The following is a 24,963-nucleotide window of genomic DNA, read 5'->3' on the forward strand; positions in this document are numbered from 1 at the left end:
GGCCGTTGACTACCACTTCGACGAAGCGCACCGCCCGCTCGTCGGTGCGCAGCCGCCCCCGTGGGTTGCCGGTGTCCGGGTCGCGGCCGGCCACCCAGGCCTCGTAGCCCTCGCCCGCCAGCGGCGCCCGCTCCGCCACCCGCCCGTCGCAGGCCACGAAGCGGCGGGCCATGCCCGTGCCCTCGGTCAGGTAGTAGTCGTCGGCCCGGCCCCGATCTGCCTCCAGGTACTGTCGCGCAGCGGCTGGCGATCCGGCGTAGACCTTCATTCCACCGCGCATTCTCAACGCCACCCAACAATGACCAACAGGTCACCCCTAGAAACGGCAATGGGCCCCGCGAAGCGAGGCCCGGACTACCCATATTGGTAGCATGCGTGCCGTTCTTAGGTGAAGGCCTGAGCTTGTCAGCAAAAGGCCGGAGTAGCAGGCGTGAAGTCGTCGCAGGCGCCATGGCGTAGACCGTTTATGGCGATTGTCGATTGAGAGAAGGTCGCGTTCTTCCCGGCTAGAGGCGTTGATGACGATCAGCTCCGCGATGCACCGGCTCGCGTCACGCGGCCCCTGCGACACGGTGGCGTGGATGTTGAGCGGCTGCCGGACGACGAGGCTGTCGCCGTCCGGCAGGTTGTCCCGATTGTCCTCCCCGTGCGGGAAGGTTCAACGAGCGAGTCTTACGGGACGGTGGACGAGGGGCACCTGCTCTGTCCTGCGGTGTTCCCGGCTGGGGTTCGGTTTGCGGGACGGGCTCTTGTTGGGAGGTGTCAGAGCACTTGGACCAGGCGGCCCCGTCCGCGCGGAGCGCGCCGCCGTTGGTGGCTGTGGCGACCGGACTGGCGAGGTAGGTGATCAGACTCGCCAGCTCGGCGGGCTGAAGCGCCGGATGAGCGAGGTGATGTTGCCCGTGGCGACGGCGTCCTGCATCTTCTCGACAGCCCCTGCAGCTCCGCGACATGGCGGACGGCGGACGCAACGCCGGGACGTGGCGTGAGGACGAATTCGGCGAAGACGCCGACGACCCCAACGCGCCCGGTGACGAAGAATGCATGATCTTGTCCGGCGACGGCGCCCAACGCCTGCTGCTTATCGAGGTGCCAGACGGCAATCAGATCAGGAACCGTCTGCACCTGGACCTCAAGCCCGCCGAGGGCACCCGCGACGAGGAACTCCAGCGACTGCTGGACCTGGGAGCCCGGACCGTCGCCGACCGCCGCCGCCCCGACGGGTCTGGGTGGGTCGTGCTCGCCGACCCAGAGGGCAACGAGTTCTGCATCCTCCGCAGCGACGCTGAGCGTGCCGCCTCACAGTGAGCGTCGATGACGTGTCACTTGCCGTGCCGATCTGCTGGCGATGACGGGCCACCGTTACCAGTCAGGGATCCCCTGCGAGACACCGGCGACTGGTTGATCCGGTCCGCTTGAACGTCGCCGTAGCGGGTTGGTCCGTTGCACCGAGGGTGGCCCTATTGATCTTGGCGGAGCTCGTCGAGCACCTGCCGAGCCTGATCGCGGAGGTGAGCGGGGCAGCCCCAGTAGTCGTAGATGCCGCCGCGCGCGCTGTTCTGGCCGCAGACGACGAAGACACCGGTGCCCAGGCGGCGTTTGAGCTCGCTGGCGAGCCATCCGACGAATCCGCTGTTGTCGAGGTCGAGCGGGAAGTGGAAAGAGAAGAGCGCGAACGGTTCGGCAGCATCCGCGGCTGCGGGCGCCAGCCATGACCAGCTGTCCCGGTCTCTGACGACGGCAAGCAGATTCGCGCTCAGCGTCGGCGGCTCATCGAGCGGAGCCTCTTGAAAAGACCACGCACCCTCGAGCACCACCACGTCAGACGCCGAGAGGACTGTCTTCAGCCGTCGCTCGGTCTCCTCGGGCGTTTCCTGGCTCACGCTGACCACGTTGCTCCTCCTGTCTGGTGGTAGGGATTGATGCGATGAATACGCAATCCGCTGTGTTGGTCATTGACGGCCTCGCAGCCCCGTGACTGTCAGGTCGTCGCTGGACGCGCCCCGTCGGTGGCGAGCTTCATCGCCAGGGCGGCTAGCACGCCGCCCATGAGATAGCGCTGCATACGCATCCAGGTCGGCCTGGCCGACAAGAATTGGCCGAGGCTACCCGCGAAGACCACGATCACCGCGTTGACGCTGAGCGCGATGACGATCTGCGTGCCGCCGAGCACGAGGCTTTGCAGCACCACTGGCGGACCGCTGGGTTCGATGAACTGCGGCAGCAGCGAGATGTAGAGGATCGCGATCTTGGGGTTGAGCAAATTCGTGAACAGACCCATGGCGAACAATCGACGGGGCCGGTCGATGGGGAGTTCGCGGGGCACGAAGGCGTTTGGGCCGCCGGGCCGCATGGCCTGCCAGGCCAGGTAGAGCAAGTAGGCCGCGCCGGCCAGCTTCAGCACCGTGTAGGCGGCGGGCACGACGACGAAGACCGTGGCCAGTCCGGCGGCGGCCGCGGCGAGGTACACGAGGAAACCAGCCGCCACCCCCAGAAGGGAGATCAGCCCAGCACGCCGGCCCTGGGTGATCGACCTCGACACCAGGTAGATCATGTTCGGGCCTGGAGTGAGGACCAAGCCCAACGCCACGAGCCCGATCCCAAGCACCGCTGACATCGACACCACGTAGCGTTACGTCCTCTCGAGGTTGTGCAGCCGTGTGCAGGAGCAGGCGCCTGCACACGGCTCCAGGCAAGCGATTTTCGCCGCCGAACATGTGGCCGTTCCGGATGTCGACAGCTACACCCGCACACAAGGTGCTTGGAGGGGAAGGGCGCGCGGCCAGTTGTCGGCCGCTGAACGCATCGGCACGAGCTGCGTCCCAGGCGGGCACATCCTGTAGGAGTTCGACGGCTGGATGCATGACCGGCCCGACCGTCTTCGTGGCTGCTTCATCGTCCGAGGACCTCGCCGGGTGGCGTCGGTCAGTGAGAAAGGCCTCAACTGGTCGGTTCGGTGGGCGCTCGCGCGTCATCGGGCTCCTCCTCGTGGTCGAGGTACTGCCAAGTCCGGCCATCGGCGAGGTACACCTCGGCACCGGCGTCGGAATCGCGGCCATGCAGAACGTGGAACATCGGGCCGGCTCGGTCGTCGAGATCTACGACGGTGGCGGACGCGCCGCGCACGGCTCGAACAACTCCGCGCGGTGCGGTGAGATCGATGCGGGTGACGACGCCGGGTGTCACCCAGACCGGGATGCCAGCGAGGAACCCAGCGATTTGTGCGTGGACATGCCCGCACAGGACCGCGCGGACGTCTGAGCCGCGTAGGACGTCGGCCAGTGCCGATGGGTTTCGCAGGCTGGCGGCGGCCCACTCGGGGGACACGCTGAGAGGCGGGTGGTGGAACGTCACGACCGTGCCCGCGGGCGCTGGCTCCACGAGGACGTCTCGCAGCCACTCGAGCTGCACGCGTTCGAGCCGGCCAGCGACCTCGCCGGGGACCAGGCTGTCCAATGTGATCACGCGCAGACCGTCGGTACGGCTGGTGGCCGCGCTGACCTGAGCGGCGGCCGGCGCACGCTGGCCGATGTCGCGGCCGCCGGCGTCGAGGTGTCCTGTGCCGAGCACGGCGGTGAACGCGTCTCTGTCGTCATGGTTCCCGACACACCATGCCTGCGCGGCACTCCGGTCTCTGGCGAAGGCCCCGACCAGGTCCCGGGCGTCGGCGCAGCCCTCGGGAGAACCGTCGTCGGCGATGTCTCCGCTCACGACGATCAGGTCCAGATCGGTCAGGCGGCGGCAATCGCGCAGCAGGTTCTTCAACACCGCTCGGGGGTCCACGCCGTGGGTGTCCGGCCCGGGCTGCCGAGGTATGTGCAGATCGGATAAATGCAGCAGTCGCATGGGTGCTACTCCTACGTGGATGACCGGGTGGCGTGCGCTCGACCGCGCAGCGACGGTGTGGGCTCAGCCTCGCCGGCTCACGGTGAGGACAGGCAGGGAGCGCTGTATCAGCGGGCCGACTCCTACGGCATAGAGCACGGTGCCGGCGCCGACGACTCCTCCAAGCAGCCAGCCGATGGCCAGGACGGTCACTTCCAGGGTGGTGCGGACCGCGCGCACCGACCCGCCGTAGCGGCCAACCCATCCGGTCATGAGACCGTCGCGCGGCCCCGGCCCCAGTCCGGCGCCGATGTAGCAGGCCGAGGCGAGCCCGTTGCCGAGGATCCCGGCCAGCAGGACCGCCCAGCGGACAGGCGATGCATGCGGCTCGGGGAGCAGGACGAGACTGGCGTCGATGGCCACACCAATGACCACGACATTGCTGATCGTGCCGATGCCCGGTTGTTGGCGCAGGGGGATCCATAGCAACAGCACCGCGCCGGCGACGAGGATGGTGATGACTCCCAGGCTCCAGCCCGTCTGCCGCGCAAGACCTTGGTGGAACACGCCCCACGGATTGAGCCCCAGGCCGGCGCGGACCATCAATGCCACGCTCACGCCGTAGAGAACCAGCCCCAGGTACAGCTGCGTTAGCCGTCGACCGAGTCGATGGCTCCCCCCAGGCCGCAACATGGCCTCTACTGAGGCTCTCGGGCTGTACACGTGATGATCTTGCGGCGTATCTGGCCCTCTTTTCCATGGCCATTTGAGCCATAGTGGCTCCATGTTATCGCCGTCGTCTCGTGTATCCGCCGCGGAAGTGGCCCGCTTGCTCGGCGCATGGGAGGGGTCGGGGGCGGCCTACGCCGTCCTAGCTACCCGGCTGCGGGGACTGCTGCTGGACGGCCGCTTGCCGCTGGGTGCCCGGTTGCCCTCGGAACGCGAGCTCACCGCGGCGCTACCAGTGAGCAGGACGACCGTCAGCGCTGCCTATGAGCAGCTGCGCGCAGAGGGAGTGCTGGTCAGCCGTCGCGGCGCGGGGAGCTGGCTCACCCTCCCCGATGGTGTCCGCGGGCTGACCGAGATGACCGACCGACCACGACTGCTCGACTTCAGTCGGGCAGCGCCAACGGCTCCGCTCGGCGTCCTGCACGAGGCCATGACCGCTGCGGTCACAGCCCTGCCGGCCTACCTGCCCGACCCGGGATACGAGCTGGTGGGCCTGCCACAGCTCCGGGCCGCCATCGCCGAGAGCTATCGACGAAGGGGGCTGCCCACCGATGGCGACCAGATTCTGGTCACCAGCGGAGCCCAGCACGGCCTCGCCCTGGTGCTGCGGACCCTGCTCGATGCCGGTGACCGAGTGCTCGTGGACAGCCCCACCTATCCGAATGCGCTGCTCGCTATCGCCCAGGCCGGCGGCCGGACGCTTCCGGTCGCCCTGCCGGCGGACGGCTGGGACTTCGACGCACTCGTTGCCGGCGTCCGTCAAGGGACGCCCAAGCTGGCCTACCTGGTGCCCGACTTCCACAACCCCACCGGAGCGCTCCTCGACGCCGCGGGACGCGCCCGCCTGGTCGAGACATTGCGCGCCACCCGCACCCTGGCGATCGTCGACGAGACCCTGGTCGATCTGCGTCTGGACGGGCCCACCCTGCCGCCACCAGTCGCCGCGCTGGACGACACCGCAATCACGCTCGGCTCGATGAGCAAGAGCTGCTGGGGCGGCCTGCGGATCGGCTGGGTCCGCGCCCAACCAGCGATGATCTCCCGGCTGGCAGCCGCGCGACCCGGCACCGACCTCGGCACACCGGTGCTGGAGCAACTCGCGGCCACCTACCTGCTCGACCGTCTCGACCAGGTCACCGCACCGCACCGCGCAGGACTTCGCGAACGCCGTGACGTCCTCACTCGCCTGCTCACCGCCCACCTGCCCGACTGGCGATGGACCGCTCCGCACGGCGGCCTCGTCCTCTGGGTGCACCTGCCTCTGAGCAGCACCGCGCTGGCCATGGCCGCCCAGCACGGGGGGCTGCTGCTGACACCAGGTACAAAATTCGGGTCAGCAGTGAACCTCGACTCCTGGCTGCGGCTGCCTTTCACTCAACCCATCGACACGCTGCGCGAGGCAGTGGACCGGCTCAGCGGAGCCAGTCGTGGCCTTCCAGAACAAGCCAGCCCGACGGCAGCACCACTCACCATCTGACAAGAGTGGCAAAGCCCGCCGGTGTCTCTCCGTAGGCCTAAACGTTGCCAGGCGTTGGCACACCGTCTCGTCACCGCCTTCGTGGGCCGCGACCCGGGTCAAGTCGCCTTTCCGCCCTACCTTCAGCGCTCGGAGCACTTCCGCGGCCTGTTCTCCTGATCCGGCGGCGGGGGCGTTGCCGGTCGCCCGCGACGTCGCAGGTCGCCCGAGAACGACACCGTCGTCGTGGCGGGTCGAGCCGGGGTGCTGCTGAACTCCGCCACGGAGCGCCACGGGCGCGCCTGAACCCGGAGAGTCAACGAGAACGTCAACCACACCCGAAGGTGCGCCATGAACGGCCGGAAGCTGTCGACATTCGCTGACGGACGCGACATCGCGATGAAGGTGCCGCCGGCGCAGTGGACGGCGACTGTGGCCGTCTACCGGGACACTTTGGGCCCCCAGGAACTGGACGACCCTTTCACCTCCGGCCCCCAGTCGCGGTCGGCTTCGCCTTCGGGTCCAACCGGCTGTGGACCGAACGCGTACCGGGGATGAGTCAAGCCGAACTCTGGCTGCAGGTGACCACTGTCGACGCCGCTGGACAGCGACTCAGCGTTCACGGTCGCCAGCCCGGCCGGCATTGTCCACCTGGGTTCCGAGCCGCACATCGAGTGATGAGCCGCCCGGTCACCCCTCCCGTGCGGAATCGGTCATGGCCGCTTTGCGGTCATGTAGTGCTGCACCGTGGGAGCCAGCCATGCGATGAGCTCGTCCTGACCGATGGCGGTCACCGGACCTAGACGCAGGACAAACCGGGTAAAGGCCGCGCCGAGAATTGTGGCCGCGACCAAGCCCGCGCGGGCGGGCGCCTGCGCGGACACCGGGGCAAACGGGGCAATGACGGGGGCTACCTGCTGCGCGAAGACGGCGCGCATGCGCTCAGCAGCTGACTCGTTCGTTGAGGCCGCGCGCAGCAATGCCGTCAGCGTCTCGTCCTCTTCCCACCGCTGCAGGAAGTGACCGACGAGAATTCGGGCGGCCTGTGCCGCCGCGACCCCGACCAGGTCCGGCAGCCGCAGGTCGAACTCGGCCGCTGCGGCGAATAGGCGCTCCTTGGACCCGTAGTACCGCATCACCATGGCTGGATCGATGTCGGCGTCCGCGGCGATGGCTCGGATGGTGGCCCGCTCGTATCCGTCGGCGGCGAACCGGTCGCGAGCAGCCTCAAGGATCGCGGCACGCGTGGTATCGGAGCGGCGGGGAGCCGGGGATGTCATGGGGTCCAGCCTATGCCAACAGGCGTTGACACGGGGACCATCACTCCATATCGTAGTCAACATCTGTTGGCATACAGCTGTTGACTAGGAGTCCTGACATGTCCGCGCTCGTTCCTCGGTCGCGTTCTGGCCCGCCCTCCGAGGCAGTGCTCGGCCGGCGGGATCTTCTTTCTGCCGCGGTTGTCGCCGTCGCAATCACCGGATTCAGTGGCTGGGTGCTGATGTCGCTGCCTCTGCAGGCCGCCGGCATCCTGGTTGCGGCTTCGTGGCTGGCATTCGCCGGATGGCTGAGGACGACCTATGTGCATCCGGTGCGGTCCCGAAAGGTCATCGCCACCTACCTCTGCGCGGTGGCTTTCCAGCTTGTCCACATGTCCGAGGAGTACCTAGGTGGCTTCCCCCACGAGATCGTCGATCTGTTCGACTCACCGCGGCCGTGGAGTGAGGAGGCCTTCCTGCTCACGTTCGTCTTTGGGTTCGGAGCCCTGTGGTGCCTGGGCGCTGCTGGCGCGCTCTACAGGATCCGCATCGCCAACTACATTCTCTGGTTCTACGCCGTGGGGGCTGGCCTGCTGAATGCCATCTCGCACTTCGTGTTTCCGATGATCCGCGGCGGCTACTTTCCGGGGGTCTACACCGCTGCTGGTCACCTCGTGTTGAGCTTGTTGCTCATCCGCTTCCTGGTGCAGGAGGCTGCGCAGCTGAAGACCGCATCGGTGGCCGAGCCGGCCCAGAAGAGCGCGGACCGTTGAAGATGCTTTCGCAGCGATGCGACGTCGTAGTCGTGGGGGCTGGACCCACGGGGCTCACCCTGGCCTGCACCTTGCGCAGGCCAGGAGTCGATGTCCTGATCCTCGACCGGAGCATCGACAGCACTGCCACGTCGCGGGCAGCGGTCCTCCATGTCCGCACACGAGAGCTTCTTGAAGACCTGCAGGTCAGCCCATAGCTGGTGAAGGAAAGGTCTTGGCCAACCGCGATCAGGCACCATGAATTCTTCTCGTCGAGGAAGCCGGCGGTCGCTTCGCCGATCCCACCGGTGGACGTGCGAGCGATCACGGCCGCAACCTTCATTCCAACGCCATCCTGCACAGCCAGCTACTCGCTTCACTGCACTACCCGGGGCTGGCACCACGGTCCCGATAAACCCAAGGCCGGACCCGTCGCGCGTGTTATCGGCCGCGATTCTCGTGGGCGTGCACCCTGAGCTCAAGTTCAATGAACGCGGTGATCAAGGCACGGTAGGTGCGCTCCACGACCTCGGGCGAAGCCCCAGCCGGCACAGCCAATGCGCGGACCCGCGCGATGACCGCTTCGACCCGAGCTGGTGCACGCACAGCATCCTCGTCCTGATCGCGCTTGAGCCTGCCTGCCCTCGCGACCCACCCTTGACGCTCGCCGATCAGCGCAACGATGCGCTCGTCGAGAACGTTGATCGCCTCGCGAATGTCGGTGAGATCAGGGTTGCGGCTCGTGTCCACGTCCGGAGCCTACGAATCCCTCCGCACGCCACGTAAAGTCCTGGCACCAAGCGCGCGACCGCTCCAGCCGTCCCGAGCACCGCACACCCAGCGGCAGCCACGGCAACGACCGGACGGTCCCGGAGGACGACGTGCACATCCGTAGCAGTTTCACCACTGGCTGCGCGCCACGCCGAACCCGCTGAGGAATCCTTCGGGCGTCCAGCGTGTTGCTCGCTCGGGTGCTCGCGTGCCCTCCGGGATGCGGATGCTGGCGTGCGGCAGTCGGTGCCGTACAGTGCCGACGTGCACACAGCCCAGCTGACCTGGTGGCGCGCCTGCTGAGGCGCCCATCCGCAGACCCCTGCACTTCCGCGGCCGCCTCGTTCGAGGCGGCCGTTCGTGTTCTCCACGGGCTGGCTCGGACGGCGGTCTTCTTCCCTGGAGGACCCCCGTGCCCCGCCTGCTACCCCACCTGCTCCACGACCCCGCCGCGCAACCCTTCGCCATCCTGAAATGCGCAGACGGCCCCGGCGTGAAGGTCCTCACCGGCAATGTCGTCGATGTCGAGCGGCTCGCTGACATCCCGCTGCCCGAACCGAGTCCCAAGGCCCCGGGCCCGCAGGTGCTGGCCGCGGTTCCCTACCGGCAGGTGGCCGAACGCGGCTTCGCCTGCCACGACGACGGCGCGCCGCTGCGCTGCCTGGTGGTACACGACTCCGAGGTGCTGACCCTGGACGAGGCACTGGATCTGCTGCCCAATGAGGACCCCGGGGTCAACGGCGGCGACTTCGACGTCGCTGACGACGCCTACGCCGACCTGGTTCGGCGGGTGGTGGCCGAGGAAATCGGCCGGGGCGAGGGAGCCAACTTCGTGCTGCGCCGCGACCACCTCTCCACCGCCTCGGTCCCGCCGGCAAGCACCGCATTGAGGGTGCTGCGCCGACTGCTGGTGGGCGAGCCGGGCGCCTACTGGGCGTTCGCTCTGCACGCCGGTGACCTGACCATGGTCGGGGCGACTCCGGAGCGGCACGTCAGCTGCGCCGGGGGCGAAGTGGTGATGAACCCGATCAGCGGCACCTACCGCTTCCCACCGTCCGGCCCTACCACCGAGGGGCTGCTCACCTTCCTGGTCGACGACAAGGAGGTCGAGGAGCTGTTCATGGTGGTCGACGAGGAGCTCAAGATGATGAGCCGGGTCTGCTCCCGTGGTGGGCAGGTGATCGGTCCGCAGCTTCGGCAGATGAGCGCGCTGGCCCACACGGAGTACCTGCTGCGCGGGAAGAGTGACCTTGACGTTCGCGACGTGCTGCGCGAGACGATGTTCGCCCCCACCGTCACCGGCTCCCCCGTGCAGAACGCCGCGCGGGTGATCGCCCGCCACGAGACCACCGGCCGCGGCTACTACGCAGGCGTGCTGGCACTGATAGGAACCGACGACGCCGGGGCACGCACGCTCGACGCCCCCATCCTCATCCGGACGGCGTACCTGGAACCCACCGGTGTCGTGCGGGTGCCGGTCGGGGCGACCCTGGTCCGGCACTCGGACCCGATCGCCGAGACCGCCGAGACCCACGCCAAGGCGGCCGGGGTGCTGCGGGCCCTGGGCGTGCTGCCCGCGCCGGAGCACCGCCCGGTCCACCGGTTGGCCGACCAGCCCGGAGTCACCGAGGCGCTCGCCCGACGGAATGAACGGCTCGCCCCGTTCTGGGCGCACCCCCAGCACGACCGGCCGGACCCAACATTGGCCGGGCGCAGCGCCCTGGTGGTCGACGCCGAGGACGCGTGGACCCAGATGCTGGCGCACCTGCTTCGCCGACTGGGGATGATCGCCACCGTTCGCCGCTGGGACGAGATCGACCCCGCGGACGACACCGCCGATCTACTGGTCGCCGGCCCCGGACCCGGTGACCCGCGGAACATCGCCTCCCCCCGGATCGCCGCCCTGCACGCCCTCGTGCGCCGGCGCCTCAACACCGGCCGCCCACTGCTCGCGGTGTGTCTCAGCCACCAGGTCCTGGCCGTTCAGCTCGGGCTCACCGTCGTCCCGTTGCCGGTGCCGCACCAAGGCACGCAGCGCAGCATCGACCTTCACGGCCAGCGGGTGCGGGTCGGCTACTACAACACCTTCGCTGCAGCCGTCCCGCCGTCGGGGCTGCCCGGCGTGCTGGTCGCCGCCGAGCCGGGCACCGGCGAGGTGCACGCCCTCCGCGGGCCGAGCTTCGCCTCGGTGCAGTTTCACCTCGAGTCCCTTCTCTCCCCCGACGGCCTTGACGTGCTCACCGGACTCGCCCTCGAGCTGCTGCCGTGACGACACCGGTGACCGCCACCGGCAACTGCCGTGCGCGACGTCTCGAGGGATGGAGTGGATCAACGAGCAGACGTGACGGCCACGAGGGAGTTGGCCCGCAGCACAGGCGTCGCCGCAACGACCACCCCCGACAGCTAAAGGACGTACGGGTCGCCGCCTATGGCCACGTTGCGTCCGTGCCCACGTCTGGCGACGCCGCTGATGGCGCCTTCACTCCAGCGCGCCCGGTCACCCGGCCGGGTCAAGTAGAAGCTGGATTCGGCCGATAGACGCTGCGAACATTGCGTTTACTGCGACTGCTGCGAATACTGCTGACAGGGGTGTCTGGGGTGCTCTCCGGCGCCGACGCAGCACACAGCTGCGGCTCCGCCAACACATTAGGAAGAAGGAGAGGCTGATCATGACGTCGCTGCTTGACCCACCGATCCAGCCCGACGCGACCGATGTGACGACCGCGGCCGACGCGGTGAAGAGCGTCAAGAACTACCTGCGCACCCACACGCACAAGGACGCCGTGCGCCTGGTCGTCGAGGACGAGCACCGGGACACCCTCGTCGTCCCCCGGGCGGCGGTCGAACTCCTCGCCCAAGTCCTCGCGCACATGGCCGCTGGCGAAGGCGTCTCGGTGGTCCCGTCACACGCCGAACTCACCACTCAGCAAGCCGCCGACATGCTCAACGTGAGCCGTCCGTACCTGATCGGTCTGCTCGACCACAGTGAGATCGAATACCGCAAGGTCGGCAGCCACCGCCGGATCAAGGCGGAGTCTCTGCTGCGGTACATGCGCGAGGACGACCGCAGGCGGCGCGCCGCCGCCGACGAACTGACCGCACTCAGCGAGGAGATGGACCTCCCCTGACGTGGCTTCGTTCACTGTCGTCTACGACGCAAATGTGCTCTACCCCAACCTCCTGCGCGACCTGCTGATCCGGGTTGCGCAGGCAGGGCTGGTCCGTGCCCGATGGACCGACGAGATCCTCGATGAGGTCTTCTGGAGCCTGTCCAAGAGCCGGCCCGACCTCGACCCGGAACGACTCGCGCGCACCCGCACGCTCATGAACGAGGCCATCGAGATGCCCTGGTCACCGGCTACGAGCCGCTCGTTGACGTCCTCGACCTCCCCGACCCCGACGACCGGCACGTCTTGGCCGCCGCGATCAAGGTCGGCGCCCAGATAGTCGTCACCAACGACCTGGGGGACTTCCCAACCGAGGCGCTTGCCCCATGGGACATCGAAGCCCGCAGCGCCGACGAGTTTCTGCTCGCGATGGTCGACTTGAACCCGAAGGTCGTCTTCGGCGAGGTCCAGCGCATCGCTGACAGCAAGCGCCGCCCGCCGATGAGCGTCGACGAAGTGCTCACTGCCCTGAGCAACCAGGGCCTCGTCGAGACGGTGACCGCTCTCCGCTCATGACGCACCGGTCGCGGAGTGGCTGGTGCCGGGCCGAGCAGCGGCGCTGCCCCACCGACGTGCCGGCTGGCGTCCGCGAGGTTGCCCTCCGCCCAGTTCTCCCTGTCCGCCCCCATAACCCGCCCCTCTCCGTCGGTTGCGGCCGGGGGAAGGGTGGGCCGGAGGCCCATCCCCGCAGGGGACGCGTCAGCGCCCTTCCGGCGGCCGCAGCCGACGGACAGAATCCGACGGGCATGGGGCGTCGCCGCGCCTGCCTGTCGCTCGCCTCCATGCACCGCAATCAGGATGGCGCCTCGATGGAGCCGGCTCGCTGGGGCACACTTGGGGCACATGATCTTGCTATTGGTACTGATGGGCACTCATTGATTGCGATGTATTCATGCAGGTCAGGCGGCAACTCGTCGTCTTCACACTGGTCGCGCACGCCCGGTCACACCTACTGGGACTACACGCAGCTGCGCTTCCCGCGCCGCGAGGGCATGCGGATCGACTTCGTGCTCGGCTCCCCCGCCCTCGCCTCCCGCGTGGAGCACGCCTTCATCGACCGCGAGGAGCGCAAGGGCAAGGGCGCCAGCGACCACGCGCCGGTGGTCGTCGACCTGGCGGGCTGACGGTGCTGGTCCTCCTCCCCCCGTCGGAGACGAAGGCCCCCGGTGGGGACGGCGCCCCGCTCGACCTGGCGTCGCTCACCGCCCCCGAGCTGACCGACGTCCGGACCTCCGTCGCCGAGGCCCTGGTGAAGCTGGCCGACGACGTCCCCGCGTCCCGTGCCGCGCTCGGCCTGTCGCCGAAGCAGGACGCCGAGATCGCGCGCAACGCCGAGCTGTGGAGCAGCCCGACCCGCCCGGCGGTCGAGCGCTACACCGGCGTGCTCTACGACGCCCTGGACGTCGGGACGCTCACCCGCGCGCAGCGGGCACGGGCGGACCGCAGGCTGGCGGTGGGCTCGGCGCTGTTCGGGCTGGTGTCCGCCGGTGACCGGATCCCGGCCTACCGGATCTCGGCCGGCTCGACGCTGCCCGGGCTGCCGACCCTGCGGGCGCTCTGGAAGCCCGCCCTGGCGCCCGTGCTGGGCGCGGTCGGGGAGCTGGTGGTCGACCTGCGCAGCGGCTCCTACGCGGCGCTGGCCCCGGTCCCCGGCGCGGTGACGGTCTCGGTGCTCAGCGAGCGGCCCGACGGGACCCGCGCGGTGGTGAGCCACTTCAACAAGGCGCACAAGGGCCGGCTGGCCCGCCTGCTGGCGACCACGACCGCCGAGCCGGACGACGTCGGGCGGCTGCGCACGCTGCTCCGGCGGGCGGGGTTGCACGTGGAACACGACGGCGGCACGGCCCTGACGCTCGTGGTGCCCGCCTGACGCCGAGACATGGCTCGCATTACGACCGGTTGGTTGCGCGCAACCTGCCGGTCGTGACATAACTGCCAGGACAGCGCCACTCGAGCAACCGGGTGCATCCGGTCGAGGGACATCCGGGACGCCCGGAGCAGAAGGGCATCGGTGGACGCATCCACGGACCGCACGGTCGCCGCGGGAGCATCTCCCGCCGATCGCGCGGCGGCCTCCTTGCGTCGCGACCGCGACCGGGTCGATGCCGCGCGCCGGATCCTGCCCGCCGGGCACCGCACGGGGCTCGACCGCCTGGCCGAGCTCGCCGCCCGCCTCCTGGGCACCTCCGGCAGCCAGGTGTCCCTGCTCCTCGACGTCCAGCACGTGACCGCCGGCACGGGCGCCGCCGCGGTGGGCACCAGCGGGCCGCTGGAGGAGTCGCTCTGCACGGTCACCGCCGGCCTCCCGGCCGGTGAGGCGCTGGTGGTGACCGACGCCCAGCACGACGAGCGGGTCAACGGCCTCCCCCCGGTCAAGGCCGGCGTCGTCGGGTCCTACCTGGGTACCTCGCTCGTCGACGGGGACGGCCTCCCCCTCGGGGCGCTCTGCGTGTTCGACGCCGAGCCCCGGCCGTGGGCCCCGTCGGAGATCGCCACCCTCCAGCAGCTGGCCGGCTCGGTGATGACCGAGCTGCAGCTCTCCGCACTGCTGCAGCGCTACGAGGACGACCGCGTGCGCTGGGAGCTGGCCACCGAGGCGGGCGGCGTGGGCACCTGGGACTGGAACCAGGTGACCGGCGAGCTGACGTGGGACGAGCAGCTGATCGCCATGTTCGGCTACGAGCCGGGCAGCTTCGGCCGCACGATCGACGCCTTCGACGCCCGGCTGCACCCCGAGGACGCCGAGTGGGTGAGCGACGCGCTCACCCAGGCCGTCGAGACCGCCGGCGTGTACGACGCCACGTACCGGATCCTGCTGCCCTCCGGGGAGACCCGCTGGATCCACGCCCGGGGCCGGTCGGTCGTCGGCCCCGACGGGAGGACGGCGCGCATCCTCGGCACCGCCGTCGACGTGACCGGCGAGCGCGAGGCCGCCACCCTGGTGACCCGGGTCCTGGAGGCGATGCCGGCCGGCTTCTACAGCCTGGACCACGACTGGCGGTTCACCTACGTCAACGCCGTCGCCGAGCGGCTGCTGCAGACCTCCCGGGAGGCGCTGCTCGGCCGGGTCCTGTGGGAGGCCTTCCCCGCCGCGGTGAACAGCATCTTCGAGGACCGCTACCGCGAGGCGGTGCGCACCGGCGAGTCGATCTCCTTCGACGCCTACTACCCCGCACCGCTGGACGGCTGGTACGAGCTGCGCGCCTGGCGCAGCCCCGACGGGCTGTCGGTGTACTTCCTCGAGGTCACCGAGCGCCGGCGCGTCCAGGAGCAGGCCGAGCACGCCGCCCGGCGCCTGGCCCTGCTCGCCGGCGTCAGCGCCGACCTCGCCGGTGCGCTGGACACCGAGGCGGCCACCGCGCACCTCCCGCAGCTGGTCGTGCCCGCGCTGGCCGACTTCTGCATCGTGACCGTCGTCGACTCCGACGGCCGGGCCCGCGACGTCGGCTGCTGGCACGCCGACGAGGCGATGCGGCCGGTCCTCGAGCGGTACACCCAGCTCCGGCTGGACGCGATGCCGCCGGACTCGCCGGCCGCCGTCGCCCTGCGCACCGGCGAGGCCATCCGCCGCGACGGCCGCGAGGTGTCCTCCCTCCTGGCGCCCGGGGAGGCCCGCGAGCTCGCCGCCCGGCTGGCGCCCCGGGAGGCCATCGTGCTGCCCATGCGCGGCCGGAACCGGACCCTCGGCCTGCTGACCGTCTACTACGCCGACGGCACGCCCGCGCGCGAGGACGACGTCGCCACCGCGCAGGACGTCGCGGAGCGGGTGGGCCTGGCTCTGGACAACGCCCGCCTCTACGGCGCCCAGCAGCAGCTCGCGGAGGGCCTGCAGCGCAGCCTGCTCACCGAGCCGCCGGAGCCCGACCACGCCGAGATCGCCGTCCGCTACCTGCCGGCCGCCGAGGCGGCCCGGGTCGGGGGCGACTGGTACGACGCCTTCATGCAGCCGGGCGGGACGACGATGCTGGTCATCGGCGACGTCGTCGGCCACGACACCGAGGCCGCCGCCGCCATGGGGCAGCTGCGCGGGCTGCTGCGCGGCATCGCGACCTACAGCGACGCCGGGCCGGTCGAGGTGCTGCGCGGCCTGGACACCTCGATGACCACGCTGCAGATGCGGACGCTGGCCACCGCGGCCGTGGCCCGCTTCGAGCAGACGCCCGACGAGCTCGCGCGCGGGCTGACCCGGATGCGCTGGGCCAACGCCGGCCACCTGCCGCCGCTGATCATCAACCCCGACGGCAGCGTCGCGGAGCTCGCGGAGTGGAACGGCGACCTGCTGCTCGGCGTCGACGCGGCCAGCCGGCGCCGCGAGTCGGTGATCACCCTCGACCGCGGGTCCACGGTGCTGCTCTACACCGACGGCCTGGTCGAGCGCCGCGACTCCGACCTGGACGAGGGCATCCACCGGCTGCGCGAGGCGCTGATCGAGCTCGCCGGCCTGCCGCTGCAGGAGCTGCTCGACGAGCTCCTGGAGCGCCTGGTGCACGGCCGCCCGGAGGACGACGTCGCGCTCGTCGCCGTCCGGCTGCACCCCCAGGACCGGCCACGGCCGCCCGAGGCCGGCCCCAACCGGGTGCCGCCCACGGTGCCCCCGGAGATCCTCGCCCCCTGAGCCTGCGAAGGGTGGGGAGGCCGGGGTCCTCTCAGGAGCGGTCCCGCCGGATTGTGGCCTTGCGGCCCTTGATCATCGTGGCCTTGAGGGCCTGGATCACCTCGTCGACCGCCGCCTCCGGCACCTCGACCAGGGCGAACCGCTGGTGGATCTCGATCGACCCGACGTCCCGGCCGGTCAGCCCGGTCTCGCCGGTGATGGCACCGACCAGGTCGCCCGGGCGGATCCCGGCCTCCCGGCCCAGGCCCACGAACAGCCGGCCGGCCGGACCGGAGGAGCGCCGCGGCGCACGCCCGGCATCCCGACCGCCGTCGCGGCTCCCACCACGGGTGTCGGGACGGCCACCGGAGTCCTGCCGGAAGGTGACCTGCGGGATCTCCTCGTCGTCGTCTACCCCGTTGCCGGCCTCGTGCGCGAGCTTGACCGCGGCGAGCGCCACCTCCATGAGGTCGAACTCGTCGGCCAGGCTCTCCACCACCACCCGGAAGCGGTCGAGGTCGTCGGTGAGCAGGCTCTCCCGCAGCGCACCACGGGTGAGGTCCAGCCGGCGCGCGCGGAGGTCGGCGACCGTGGGGACCTTCTCCACGGCGATGGGCGATCCGGCGACCTTCTCGATCGTCTTGAGCATCCGGTGCTCGCGCGGCTCGGCCAGCGTGATGGCCACGCCCTCGCGCCCGGCCCGGCCGACCCGGCCGATGCGGTGCACGTAGGACTCCGGCGCCGAGGGGACGTCGTAGTTCACGACGTGCGTGAGCTGCTCGATGTCCAGGCCGCGCGCGGCGACGTCGGTGGCGACCAGCAGGTCCGCCGTGCCGCTGCGCAGCCGGCCCATGACCTTGTCGCGCTGCTCCTGGCTCATCCCGCCGTGCAGCGGCTCGGCCCGGTAGCCGCGGCCGTTGAGCGTGTCGGTGAGGGTGTCGACCTCCTCGCGGGTGCGGCAGAAGACGATCGCCGCCGTCGGCGCCTCGACGTCGAGGATCCGGCCCAGCGCAGCGGGCTTGGCCCCGCGCGGGACCACGTAGGCGGTCTGCCGGACCCGCGGGGGCTCCCCCGCCGACGCCTTCTCGCGGGCGATGGTGATCCGCACGGGGTCCGACAGGTGCCGCCGGGCCAGCGCGTCCAGCCGGCGCGGCATCGTGGCGGAGAACAGGACGGTCTGGTGCTGCTCCGGCGTCTCGTCGAGGATCGCCTCCAGGTCCTCGGCGAAGCCCATGTCGAGCATCTCGTCGGCCTCGTCGAGCACGACGGTGGCGATGTCACCGAGGTCCAGCGCGCCGCGGTTGACCAGGTCGAGGGCGCGGCCGGGGGTGGCGACGACGACGTCCACCCCGGACTCCAGGCTCCGCAGCTGGCGCACGATCGGCGCCCCGCCGTAGACCGGGAGGACGCGGGCACCGAGGTCGCGGCCGTAGCGGTGCAGCGCCTCGGAGACCTGGACGGCGAGCTCGCGAGTGGGCACGAGCACCAGCGCGACGGGGGGCTTCCCGCGGCGGTGGGCCTCCAGCCGCTGGAGCACCGGCAGGGAGAAAGCCGCCGTCTTGCCGGTGCCGGTGGCTGCCTGCCCGAGCAGGTCGCGGCCCTCGCTCAGGGGCGGGATCGCCTCCTGCTGGATGGGCGTGGGCTCCTCGTAGCCGAGGGCGGACAGCGCCTTCAGCAGCTCCGGGCGCAGGCCCAGGGTCTCGAAGGTGGCGTGCTCGCCGGTCGTCGCTCGTTCGTCGGTCATCGCCTCCATCGTTCACCGGTGACCCGGGTCGCGCGCACCCGGGCTTCTGCGAGGCTGGCCCGGTGACCGCCGACGAGCTGTGCACGCGCCCCGCGACCGAGCTGGCCGGCCTGGTGCGCTCCGGGGAGGTGTCCGCCCGCGAGCTGCTGGAGGCGCACCTGGACCGGATCGAGCGGCTGGGCCCGGCGCTCAACGCCGTCGTGACGCTGGACGCCGAGGGCGCCCGGGCGGCCGCGGACGCCGCCGACGCCGCGCAGGCGGCCGGCGAGCCGCTGGGCCCGCTGCACGGCCTGCCGGTGGCGCACAAGGACACGCACGCGACCGGCGGCATGCGGACCACCTGGGGGTCGCCGCTGCACCGGGACACCGTCCCGCTGCGCGACGAGCTCGTCGTGGCCCGGCTGAGGGCGGCGGGCGCGGTCCGGGTCGGCAAGACGAACGTGCCGGAGTTCGCGGCCGGGTCGCACACGGTGAACCCGGTGTTCGGCGCCACGCACAACCCCTACCGGCACGGCCTGTCCGCGGGCGGGTCGAGCGGCGGCGCGGCGGCGGCGCTCGCGGCGGGGCTGGTGCCGCTGGCCGAGGGCAGCGACATGGGCGGCTCGCTGCGGAACCCGGCGGCGTTCTGCAACGTGGTGGGGCTGCGCCCGACCCCCGGGCGGGTGCCGACGTGGCCGGCGCCGATGGCCTGGTCGACGCTGTCGGTGCAGGGCCCGATGGGCCGCACGGTCGCCGACGTGGCGCTGCAGCTCTCGGTGCTCGCCGGCCCGGACCCGCGCGTGCCGATCTCGCTGGCCGAGGACCCGGCCTCGTTCGCCGCGCCCCTGCCCGAGCGGCTGGACGGGCTGCGGGTCGCGTGGGCGCCCGATCTCGGCGGCCGGGTGACGGTGGACCCGGCGGTCACCGAGGTGCTGACGGCGTCCCTGCCGGTGCTCGAGCAGCTGGGCGCGCGGGTCGAGGAGGCGTGCCCGGACCTCTCCGGCGCCGACGAGGTGTTCGGGACGCTGCGGGCCTGGCTGTTCGACGCCACCTTCTCCGACCTGGTGCGCCGCCACCCCGACCAGGTCAAGGAGACGATCCGCTGGAACGCGGCGCTGGGGGCGCGGCTGACCGGCGCCGACCTGGCGCGGGCCGAGCAGCGGCACACCAGGCTGCACGAGCGGGTGGTCGAGTTCTTCACCCGCTACGACGTCCTGCTGGCGCCCACGACGCAGGTGCTGCCGTTCCCGGTGGAGCTGGAGTACCCGACCGAGATCGCCGGGGTGCCGCAGGAGGACTACCTGGCGTGGATGCGCTCGTGCACGCTGCTCTCCCCCACCGGCTGCCCGGCGCTCTCGGTGCCGGGCGGGTTCACGCCGGGCGGGCTGCCGGTGGGGCTGCAGGTCGTGGGGCCGCCGCGCGCCGACCGGCGGGTGCTCGAGGTGGGGCACGCGTTCGAGCGGGCGACCCGGTTCGGCGAGCGCCGCCCACCCCTCTGACCCCTTCTACACCTCTCTAGCGCATGGGATAGAGAGGTGTAGACGCCGTCATAGCCGTCCCGAGGCGCACGCGAGCGACATCCCCGACCCTCGTTAGGGTCGCCCGCGCGTGCGACCCGCGACGAGTTCTACGAAGTCGTGGCGATCAGCCGCTGATGGCCACGAGTTCGTAGAACTCGTCGGCGGGCCTACTTCTTCTCGTCCCCGGGGCGGGCGACGCGGCGGGCCTGGCGGCGCTTGCGCAGCCCGCGCAGGGTCCGCACCGCCACCAGGAGCTCGGCCAGCTCCTGCCGGTCCCCCGCGGTGATGTCGGCGAGCTGGGCGGCCGCGCGGCGCTGGGCGGTGTCCCAGCCCTCCTCCCAGCGGGCCACCAGGTCCGCGGGCGACTCGTCGTCGGAGGTGCGCAGGCCCAGCACGTCCTCCGTGAGCGAGGACTGCTCCATCCCCAGGTCGTCGCGCAGCGAGGCCCGCGCCATCGCCGGCCAGCGCCGGTCCCGCGGCAGGGCGGTCACCTGGTCGCGCAGCGGGGCCAACCCCAGCCGCTCGGCGAGCCGCTGCATGACCTGGCCCGCCAGCGCCACCGGTGCCCCGGTGCGCTCGGTGACGACGGCGAGGTCGAGGGCCGCCGGCAGCAGCGAGGCGACCGACACCCGTGCGGCCAGCTCCTCGGGCACCCCGGCCTCGCCCAGCCGCGCGGCGCGGGCGGCGTACGCCTCGGCCTCCCGGCCCATCAGCCAGCCGCGCAGCCCCGCCTGGACCTCGGCCACCGAGGCGGCGAAGCGAGCGGTCACGTCGGCGAGCGGCGGCGGGGTGTCGGAGGTGAGGTCGGGCTGGCGCAGCAGCCACCGGGTCGCCCGCTCGGCCAGGCGGGTGGCCTCCGTGCGGATCTCCACCTGGACCGCGGCCGGCACGACGTTGTCCAGCGTCCGTGCGGCGTCCCACATGTCGTCGACGCCGAACACCGCCCGGGCCACCGCGTGCGCCCGCACCACGGCCGGGAGCGGGACGCCGGTCTCCTCGGCCAGCCGGAACAGCCCGGTCACGCCGGCGACGTTCACCGCCCGGTTGGTCAGCGCGGTCGCGATGATCTCCCGGCGCAGCGGGTGCCCGGTGACCGCCGCGGGGAAGCGCTCCCGCAGCGGCGCGGGGAAGTACCCGACCAGCAGCGACTCCAGCGCCGGGTCGTCCGGCAGCGACGACTGCAGCACGGCGTCGCCGGCCTGGAGCTTGGCGTAGGCCAGCAGCACCGACAGCTCGGGGCTGGTGAGCGCGTGCCCGTCCCGGCGCCGCTCGGCCAGGCCGCGGTCGTCCGGCAGGGCCTCGACCGCCCGCAGCAGCCGGCCGGAGCGCTCCAGCGACCGGATGAACCGCTCGTGCGCGTCGAGCAGGCTGCGCGCCGAGGCGGTCTCGGTGGCGAGGGTGGCGTTCTGCGCGTGGTTGTCGGTGAGGACGTCGACGGCGACGTCGTCGGCCATCTCGCCCAGCAGGGCCGCGCGCGCCTCGGCGTCCAGAGCGCCGTCGGCCACCGGCCGGTTCAGCGCGATCTTGATGTTGACCTCGTGGTCGGAGGTGTCCACGCCGGCGGAGTTGTCGATGGCGTCGGTGTTCACGCGACCGCCGGCCAGCGCGTACTCCACGCGTCCGCGCTGGGTCAGCCCGAGGTTGCCGCCCTCGCCGACGACCCGGACGCGCAGCTGCCCGCCGTCGACCCGCAGGGCGTCGTTGGCCTTGTCGCCGACCTCGAGGTGGCTCTCCGACGCCGCCTTCACGTAGGTGCCGATGCCGCCGTTGAACAGCAGGTCCACCGGCGCCAGCAGGACCGCCCGCATGAGGTCGACCGGGCTCAGCGAGGTGACGACGTCGGGGAGGCCGAGCGCGGTCCGCATCTGGTCGGACACCGGGATCGACTTGGCGGTGCGCGGCCAGACGCCACCCCCGGCGCTGATGAGCTGCGGGTCGTAGTCCGCCCAGCTCGACCGGGGCAGCTCGAAGAGCCGCTTGCGCTCGGTGAACGAGGTGGCCGCGTCCGGGGTGGGGTCGACGAAGACGTGCCGGTGGTCGAAGGCGGCGACCAGCCGGATGTGCTCGGACAGCAGCATGCCGTTGCCGAAGACGTCGCCGGACATGTCGCCGACGCCGACGACGGTGAAGTCCTGGCGCTGCACGTCCAGGTCCAGCTCGCGGAAGTGCCGGGTCACCGACTCCCACGCGCCGCGGGCGGTGATGCCCATGGCCTTGTGGTCGTAGCCGACCGAGCCGCCGGAGGCGAAGGCGTCGCCGAGCCAGAAGCCGCGCTCCAGCGCCACCTCGTTGGCCAGGTCGGAGAAGGTCGCCGTCCCCTTGTCCGCGGCGACGACGAGGTAGGAGTCCTCGCCGTCGTGCCGGACGACCTTGCTCGGCGGCACCACCTTTCCGTCGACGAGGTTGTCGGTGAGGGCGAGCAGCGCACCGATGAAGATCCGGTAGCAGGCCTGCCCCTCGGCGAGCACCTCGTCGCGGGTGGCGCCCTCGCCCGGCGGGCGCTTGACGACGAACCCGCCCTTGGCGCCGGTCGGCACGATGACGGTGTTCTTCACCATCTGCGCCTTGACCAGCCCGAGGATCTCGGTGCGCAGGTCCTCGCGCCGGTCGGACCAGCGCAGCCCGCCGCGCGCGACCTTGCCGAACCGCAGGTGGACGCCCATGACGCGCGGGCTGCTCACCCACACCTCGTGCTTCGGCCGCGGGTCGGGCAGGTCGGGCACCTCGGCGGGGTCGAGCTTGAGCGCCAGCGCCGGTCGGGTGGCCAGCGACATGGCGTAGTACGTCGTCCGCTGGGTGGCGGTCACCGCCGCGAGCAGCGAGCTCAGCACCCGGTCGGCGTCCAGCGAGGCCACCTCGCCGATCGAGCGGCGCAGCGCCTCGACCAGGTCAGCCTGCCGGCCCTCCCGGCCGTTGACCCGCCCCGGGGAGAATCGGGTCTCGAACAGCGCGACGAGCCGGGCGACGACGCCCGGGTGCGCGGCGAGGGTCTGCTCCACGTAGGACTGGCTGAACGGCAGCCCCGCCTGGCGCAGCCACTGCACGTAGGCGCGCACCACGGCGACCTGCCGCCAGTTGAGGCCGGCCAGCATCACCAGCGCGCCGAGACCGTCGTCCTCGGCCTCGCCGCGCCACACCGCGCCGACGGCCTCGGTGAACCGCTCCGGCAGCGAGCGCAGCAGCGGCAGCTCGACCGGGGGGACGGCGACGCCGAAGTCGTAGATCCAGGTGGGCGGCGCGCCGATCCGGTCGAGCTCGTAGGGCCGCTCGTCGACGACGTCGACGCCCATGTTCTGCAGCATCGGCAGGATCTGGGAGAGCAGCAGCCGCTCGCCGACGCGGTAGACGGTCAGCCGCCGCTCGCCGGGTGCCGCGCCCGGCGCCGTCCAGAGCCGGAGCGCGAGCCCGCCGGGGGCCAGCTCCTCGAGGCGGACGAGGTCCTCCACCGCGCGGTCGGCCGGGAAGTCGTCCTGGTACGCGGCCGGGAACGCGTCGGCGACCCGCGCGAAGACCTTCTCCGCGTCCGCGCCGAACCGGGCGGCGAGGGCGTCGGCCAGCGCGTCGGTCCAGCTGCGGGCGGCCGCGGCGAGCTCGGCCTGCAGCGCCTCGACGTCCACGGGCACCCGCTGCGGCGAGCCCTTCCGGCCGACCGGGAGCCGGACGACGAAGTGCAGCCGGGCGAGCACCGACTCCGTGGAGCGGGCGGTGAACTCGATGCTGGTGCCGCCGAGCCGCTCGAGCAGCGTCTGCTGCATCGCCAGCCGGACCTCGGTGGTGTACCGGTCGCGGGGCAGGTAGACCAGCGCGGACCAGAACCGCCCGGTCGGGTCCTGGCGGAGGAACAGCCGGGTCTGCCGGCGCTCCTGGAGGTGCAGGACCGCCATGGCGACGGGCAGCAGCTCGTCGGCGTCGACCTGCATGAGCTCGTCGCGGGGGTAGGTCTCGAGGACGTCGAGCAGCTCCTTGCCGGTGTGGCTGTCGGCCGGCACCCCCGACCGGGCGATCACCTCGGCCACCCGCCGCCGCACGACCGGGACGTCGAGCACGCTGCTCGTGTAGGCCGAGGTGGGGAACAGCCCGACGAAGCGGTACTGCCGCCGCGCGCCGGAGGCGTCCGGCGGAGCGGTGACGGTGACCAGGTCCAGCCAGGCCCGCCGGTGAACCGTGGCGCGGGTGTCGGCCTTGGTGACGCTGAGCAGGTGGTCGGCCGGCGCCTGGGCCGCCTCGGGGGTGGCGGTGCCACCGCTCATGTCGGCGTCGCTGCGCAGCACACCGAGGCCCGTGCCGGGCACCGCGCGGACGGCGTCGCCGGTCAGGTCCACCTCGCGCGCACCGAGCAGGACGAAGTTGCCGTCGGCCAGCCAGCGCAGCAGCGCGGCGGCCTCCGCCGGGTCGTCGGAGGGGTGGGCCGCCCCGGCCGGGACCGCCATGTGCTCCAGCCGGGCGGCGAGCTCGCGCACCCGCTCGCGCAGGCGGTCGCTGTCCTCGCACACGGACCGGACGTCGTCGAGCACGGTGCGCAGGCCGGCGACGAGGTCCTCGGCGGCCTCGTCGTCCAGCGGCCCGTCGAGGACCACCGCCATCCACGACTCCGCGACCGCGTCCGCGCCGCAGGCCGGGGCGTCGGCGCTGTCGCAGAAGGCCGTGATGCGGCCGCGCAGGTCGCGTCGGACGACGAGCACCGGGTGCACGATGTGGTCCAGGGCGAAGCCCTGGCGGACGACCTCGGCGGTGACGGAGTCGACCAGGTGCGGCATGTCGTCGGTGACCAGCCGCACGACGGCGCGGGCGCGCTCGCCGCCGGGGTGGTGCACGTCGACGGTGGCCGCACCCTTGGGCCGCACCTCGGCCAGCGCGAGGTGGCCGAGCGCGAGCGCGGCCAGCTGCTCCGGCGGGTGCCCGAGGACCTCCTCGGCGGGCTCGCTCCAGTAGTAGCGCCGCAGGAACGCGGGCACGTCCTCGGAACGGCAGCCGGCGGGCAGCGTGCCGGACGGCGCCAGCCCGGCCACGGCGCCCTCCGCCGCCCGGTCGAGCACCTGCCGCTTCTCGTCGCGGGCGGCCTCGAGCGCGGCGAGCTCGGTCAGCGAGCCGGCCGCGGGGGCGCCGTCCCGGTGGCGCACCGGGATCTCCGGGACCACACCGGTGTCATGGGCCATGAAAGGCCACG

General features: G+C 71.7%; 20 protein-coding genes. 11 read left to right on the top strand and 9 right to left on the bottom strand.

The window, feature by feature from the left end; translation table 11 throughout:
• Positions 1-268, bottom strand: a 268-nt coding sequence (locus tag E4P43_RS15260; protein WP_167759205.1) for a relaxase domain-containing protein, incomplete at its 3' end; no start/stop codon positions are given.
• A gap of 683 nt (positions 269-951) precedes the next feature.
• Here E4P43_RS15260 and E4P43_RS15265 point away from each other — a divergent pair.
• Positions 952-1,308: a VOC family protein gene (locus tag E4P43_RS15265; protein WP_135146321.1), complete on the top strand. Its 357-nt coding sequence runs from the start codon at positions 952-954 to the stop codon at positions 1,306-1,308.
• 152 nt (positions 1,309-1,460) lie between these two features.
• Here E4P43_RS15265 and E4P43_RS15270 read toward each other — a convergent pair whose 3' ends face one another.
• From E4P43_RS15270 to E4P43_RS15285, 4 genes are all read right to left on the bottom strand, one after another.
• Positions 1,461-1,892: a DUF6196 family protein gene (locus tag E4P43_RS15270; RefSeq protein WP_135146322.1), complete on the bottom strand. Its 432-nt coding sequence runs from the start codon at positions 1,890-1,892 to the stop codon at positions 1,461-1,463.
• An 89-nt stretch (positions 1,893-1,981) separates the two neighbouring features.
• Positions 1,982-2,617: a LysE family translocator gene (locus E4P43_RS15275; RefSeq protein WP_280791007.1), complete on the bottom strand. Its 636-nt coding sequence runs from the start codon at positions 2,615-2,617 to the stop codon at positions 1,982-1,984.
• A 323-nt stretch (positions 2,618-2,940) separates the two neighbouring features.
• A complete protein-coding gene (locus E4P43_RS15280) occupies positions 2,941-3,846 on the bottom strand; it encodes a metallophosphoesterase (protein ID WP_135146324.1) in 906 nt (301 codons plus the stop codon).
• Between the two features lie 63 nt (positions 3,847-3,909).
• Positions 3,910-4,437 carry a hypothetical protein gene (locus E4P43_RS15285; protein WP_209313902.1) on the bottom strand — a complete coding sequence of 176 codons (528 nt, stop codon included), beginning with the start codon at positions 4,435-4,437 and terminating at the stop codon, positions 3,910-3,912.
• Between the two features lie 172 nt (positions 4,438-4,609).
• Between E4P43_RS15285 and E4P43_RS15290 the strand changes: the two genes are divergently transcribed.
• On the top strand, positions 4,610-6,031 hold the full coding sequence (locus E4P43_RS15290) for a PLP-dependent aminotransferase family protein (protein WP_135146325.1): 1,422 nt from the start codon (positions 4,610-4,612) through the stop codon (positions 6,029-6,031).
• Positions 6,032-6,723: 692 nt separating this feature from the next.
• Here E4P43_RS15290 and E4P43_RS15300 read toward each other — a convergent pair.
• Positions 6,724-7,290 carry a TetR family transcriptional regulator gene (locus E4P43_RS15300; protein ID WP_135146326.1) on the bottom strand — a complete coding sequence of 189 codons (567 nt, stop codon included), beginning with the start codon at positions 7,288-7,290 and terminating at the stop codon, positions 6,724-6,726.
• 98 nt (positions 7,291-7,388) lie between these two features.
• Here E4P43_RS15300 and E4P43_RS15305 point away from each other — a divergent pair, with 98 nt between their 5' ends.
• Positions 7,389-8,042: an HXXEE domain-containing protein gene (locus E4P43_RS15305; RefSeq protein WP_135146327.1), complete on the top strand. Its 654-nt coding sequence runs from the start codon at positions 7,389-7,391 to the stop codon at positions 8,040-8,042.
• Positions 8,043-8,462: 420 nt separating this feature from the next.
• Here E4P43_RS15305 and E4P43_RS15315 read toward each other — a convergent pair whose 3' ends face one another.
• Positions 8,463-8,771, bottom strand: coding sequence for a chorismate mutase (locus E4P43_RS15315; protein WP_135146329.1), 309 nt, complete (start codon positions 8,769-8,771; stop codon positions 8,463-8,465).
• Between the two features lie 514 nt (positions 8,772-9,285).
• Here E4P43_RS15315 and E4P43_RS15320 point away from each other — a divergent pair.
• From E4P43_RS15320 to E4P43_RS15345, 7 genes are all read left to right on the top strand, one after another.
• Positions 9,286-11,061, top strand: a complete 1,776-nt coding sequence (locus tag E4P43_RS15320; protein ID WP_245159159.1) for an anthranilate synthase family protein — start codon at positions 9,286-9,288, stop codon at positions 11,059-11,061.
• A gap of 400 nt (positions 11,062-11,461) precedes the next feature.
• Positions 11,462-11,920, top strand: coding sequence for a helix-turn-helix domain-containing protein (locus E4P43_RS15325; protein ID WP_135146331.1), 459 nt, complete (start codon positions 11,462-11,464; stop codon positions 11,918-11,920).
• Between the two features lies 1 nt (position 11,921).
• Positions 11,922-12,239, top strand: coding sequence for a hypothetical protein (locus E4P43_RS20255; RefSeq protein WP_209313903.1), 318 nt, complete (start codon positions 11,922-11,924; stop codon positions 12,237-12,239).
• Positions 12,206-12,475 carry a hypothetical protein gene (locus E4P43_RS20260; protein ID WP_209313904.1) on the top strand — a complete coding sequence of 90 codons (270 nt, stop codon included), beginning with the start codon at positions 12,206-12,208 and terminating at the stop codon, positions 12,473-12,475. Before E4P43_RS20255 ends, E4P43_RS20260 begins: the two co-directional genes overlap by 34 nt.
• Positions 12,476-12,843: 368 nt before the next feature.
• Positions 12,844-13,083, top strand: coding sequence for a hypothetical protein (locus E4P43_RS15335; RefSeq protein ID WP_245159160.1), 240 nt, complete (start codon positions 12,844-12,846; stop codon positions 13,081-13,083).
• 2 nt (positions 13,084-13,085) lie between these two features.
• Complete coding sequence (gene yaaA, locus E4P43_RS15340; RefSeq protein ID WP_135146332.1) at positions 13,086-13,829, top strand: peroxide stress protein YaaA; 744 nt, start codon at positions 13,086-13,088, stop codon at positions 13,827-13,829.
• Between the two features lie 141 nt (positions 13,830-13,970).
• Entirely contained in the window at positions 13,971-16,574 is a 2,604-nt protein-coding gene (locus E4P43_RS15345; RefSeq protein WP_135146333.1) for a SpoIIE family protein phosphatase, read from the top strand.
• A gap of 31 nt (positions 16,575-16,605) precedes the next feature.
• Here the strand turns inward: E4P43_RS15345 and E4P43_RS15350 are convergent, their stop codons facing one another.
• A complete protein-coding gene (locus E4P43_RS15350) occupies positions 16,606-18,297 on the bottom strand; it encodes a DEAD/DEAH box helicase (protein ID WP_209313905.1) in 1,692 nt (563 codons plus the stop codon).
• 62 nt (positions 18,298-18,359) lie between these two features.
• On the opposite strand from E4P43_RS15350, the gene E4P43_RS15355 reads away from it, so the two are divergent.
• The gene (locus E4P43_RS15355; protein ID WP_135146335.1) at positions 18,360-19,775 is read left to right on the top strand and encodes an amidase; all 1,416 of its coding nucleotides are present in this window, start codon (positions 18,360-18,362) and stop codon (positions 19,773-19,775) included.
• A gap of 188 nt (positions 19,776-19,963) precedes the next feature.
• Here the strand turns inward: E4P43_RS15355 and E4P43_RS15360 are convergent, their stop codons facing one another.
• A complete protein-coding gene (locus tag E4P43_RS15360; RefSeq protein ID WP_135146336.1) occupies positions 19,964-24,952 on the bottom strand; it encodes an NAD-glutamate dehydrogenase in 4,989 nt (1,662 codons plus the stop codon).
• Positions 24,953-24,963 lie beyond the last annotated feature (11 nt).

This window comes from Blastococcus sp. TF02A-35 (genome assembly GCF_004571075.1).
Taxonomy (GTDB): domain Bacteria; phylum Actinomycetota; class Actinomycetes; order Mycobacteriales; family Geodermatophilaceae; genus Blastococcus.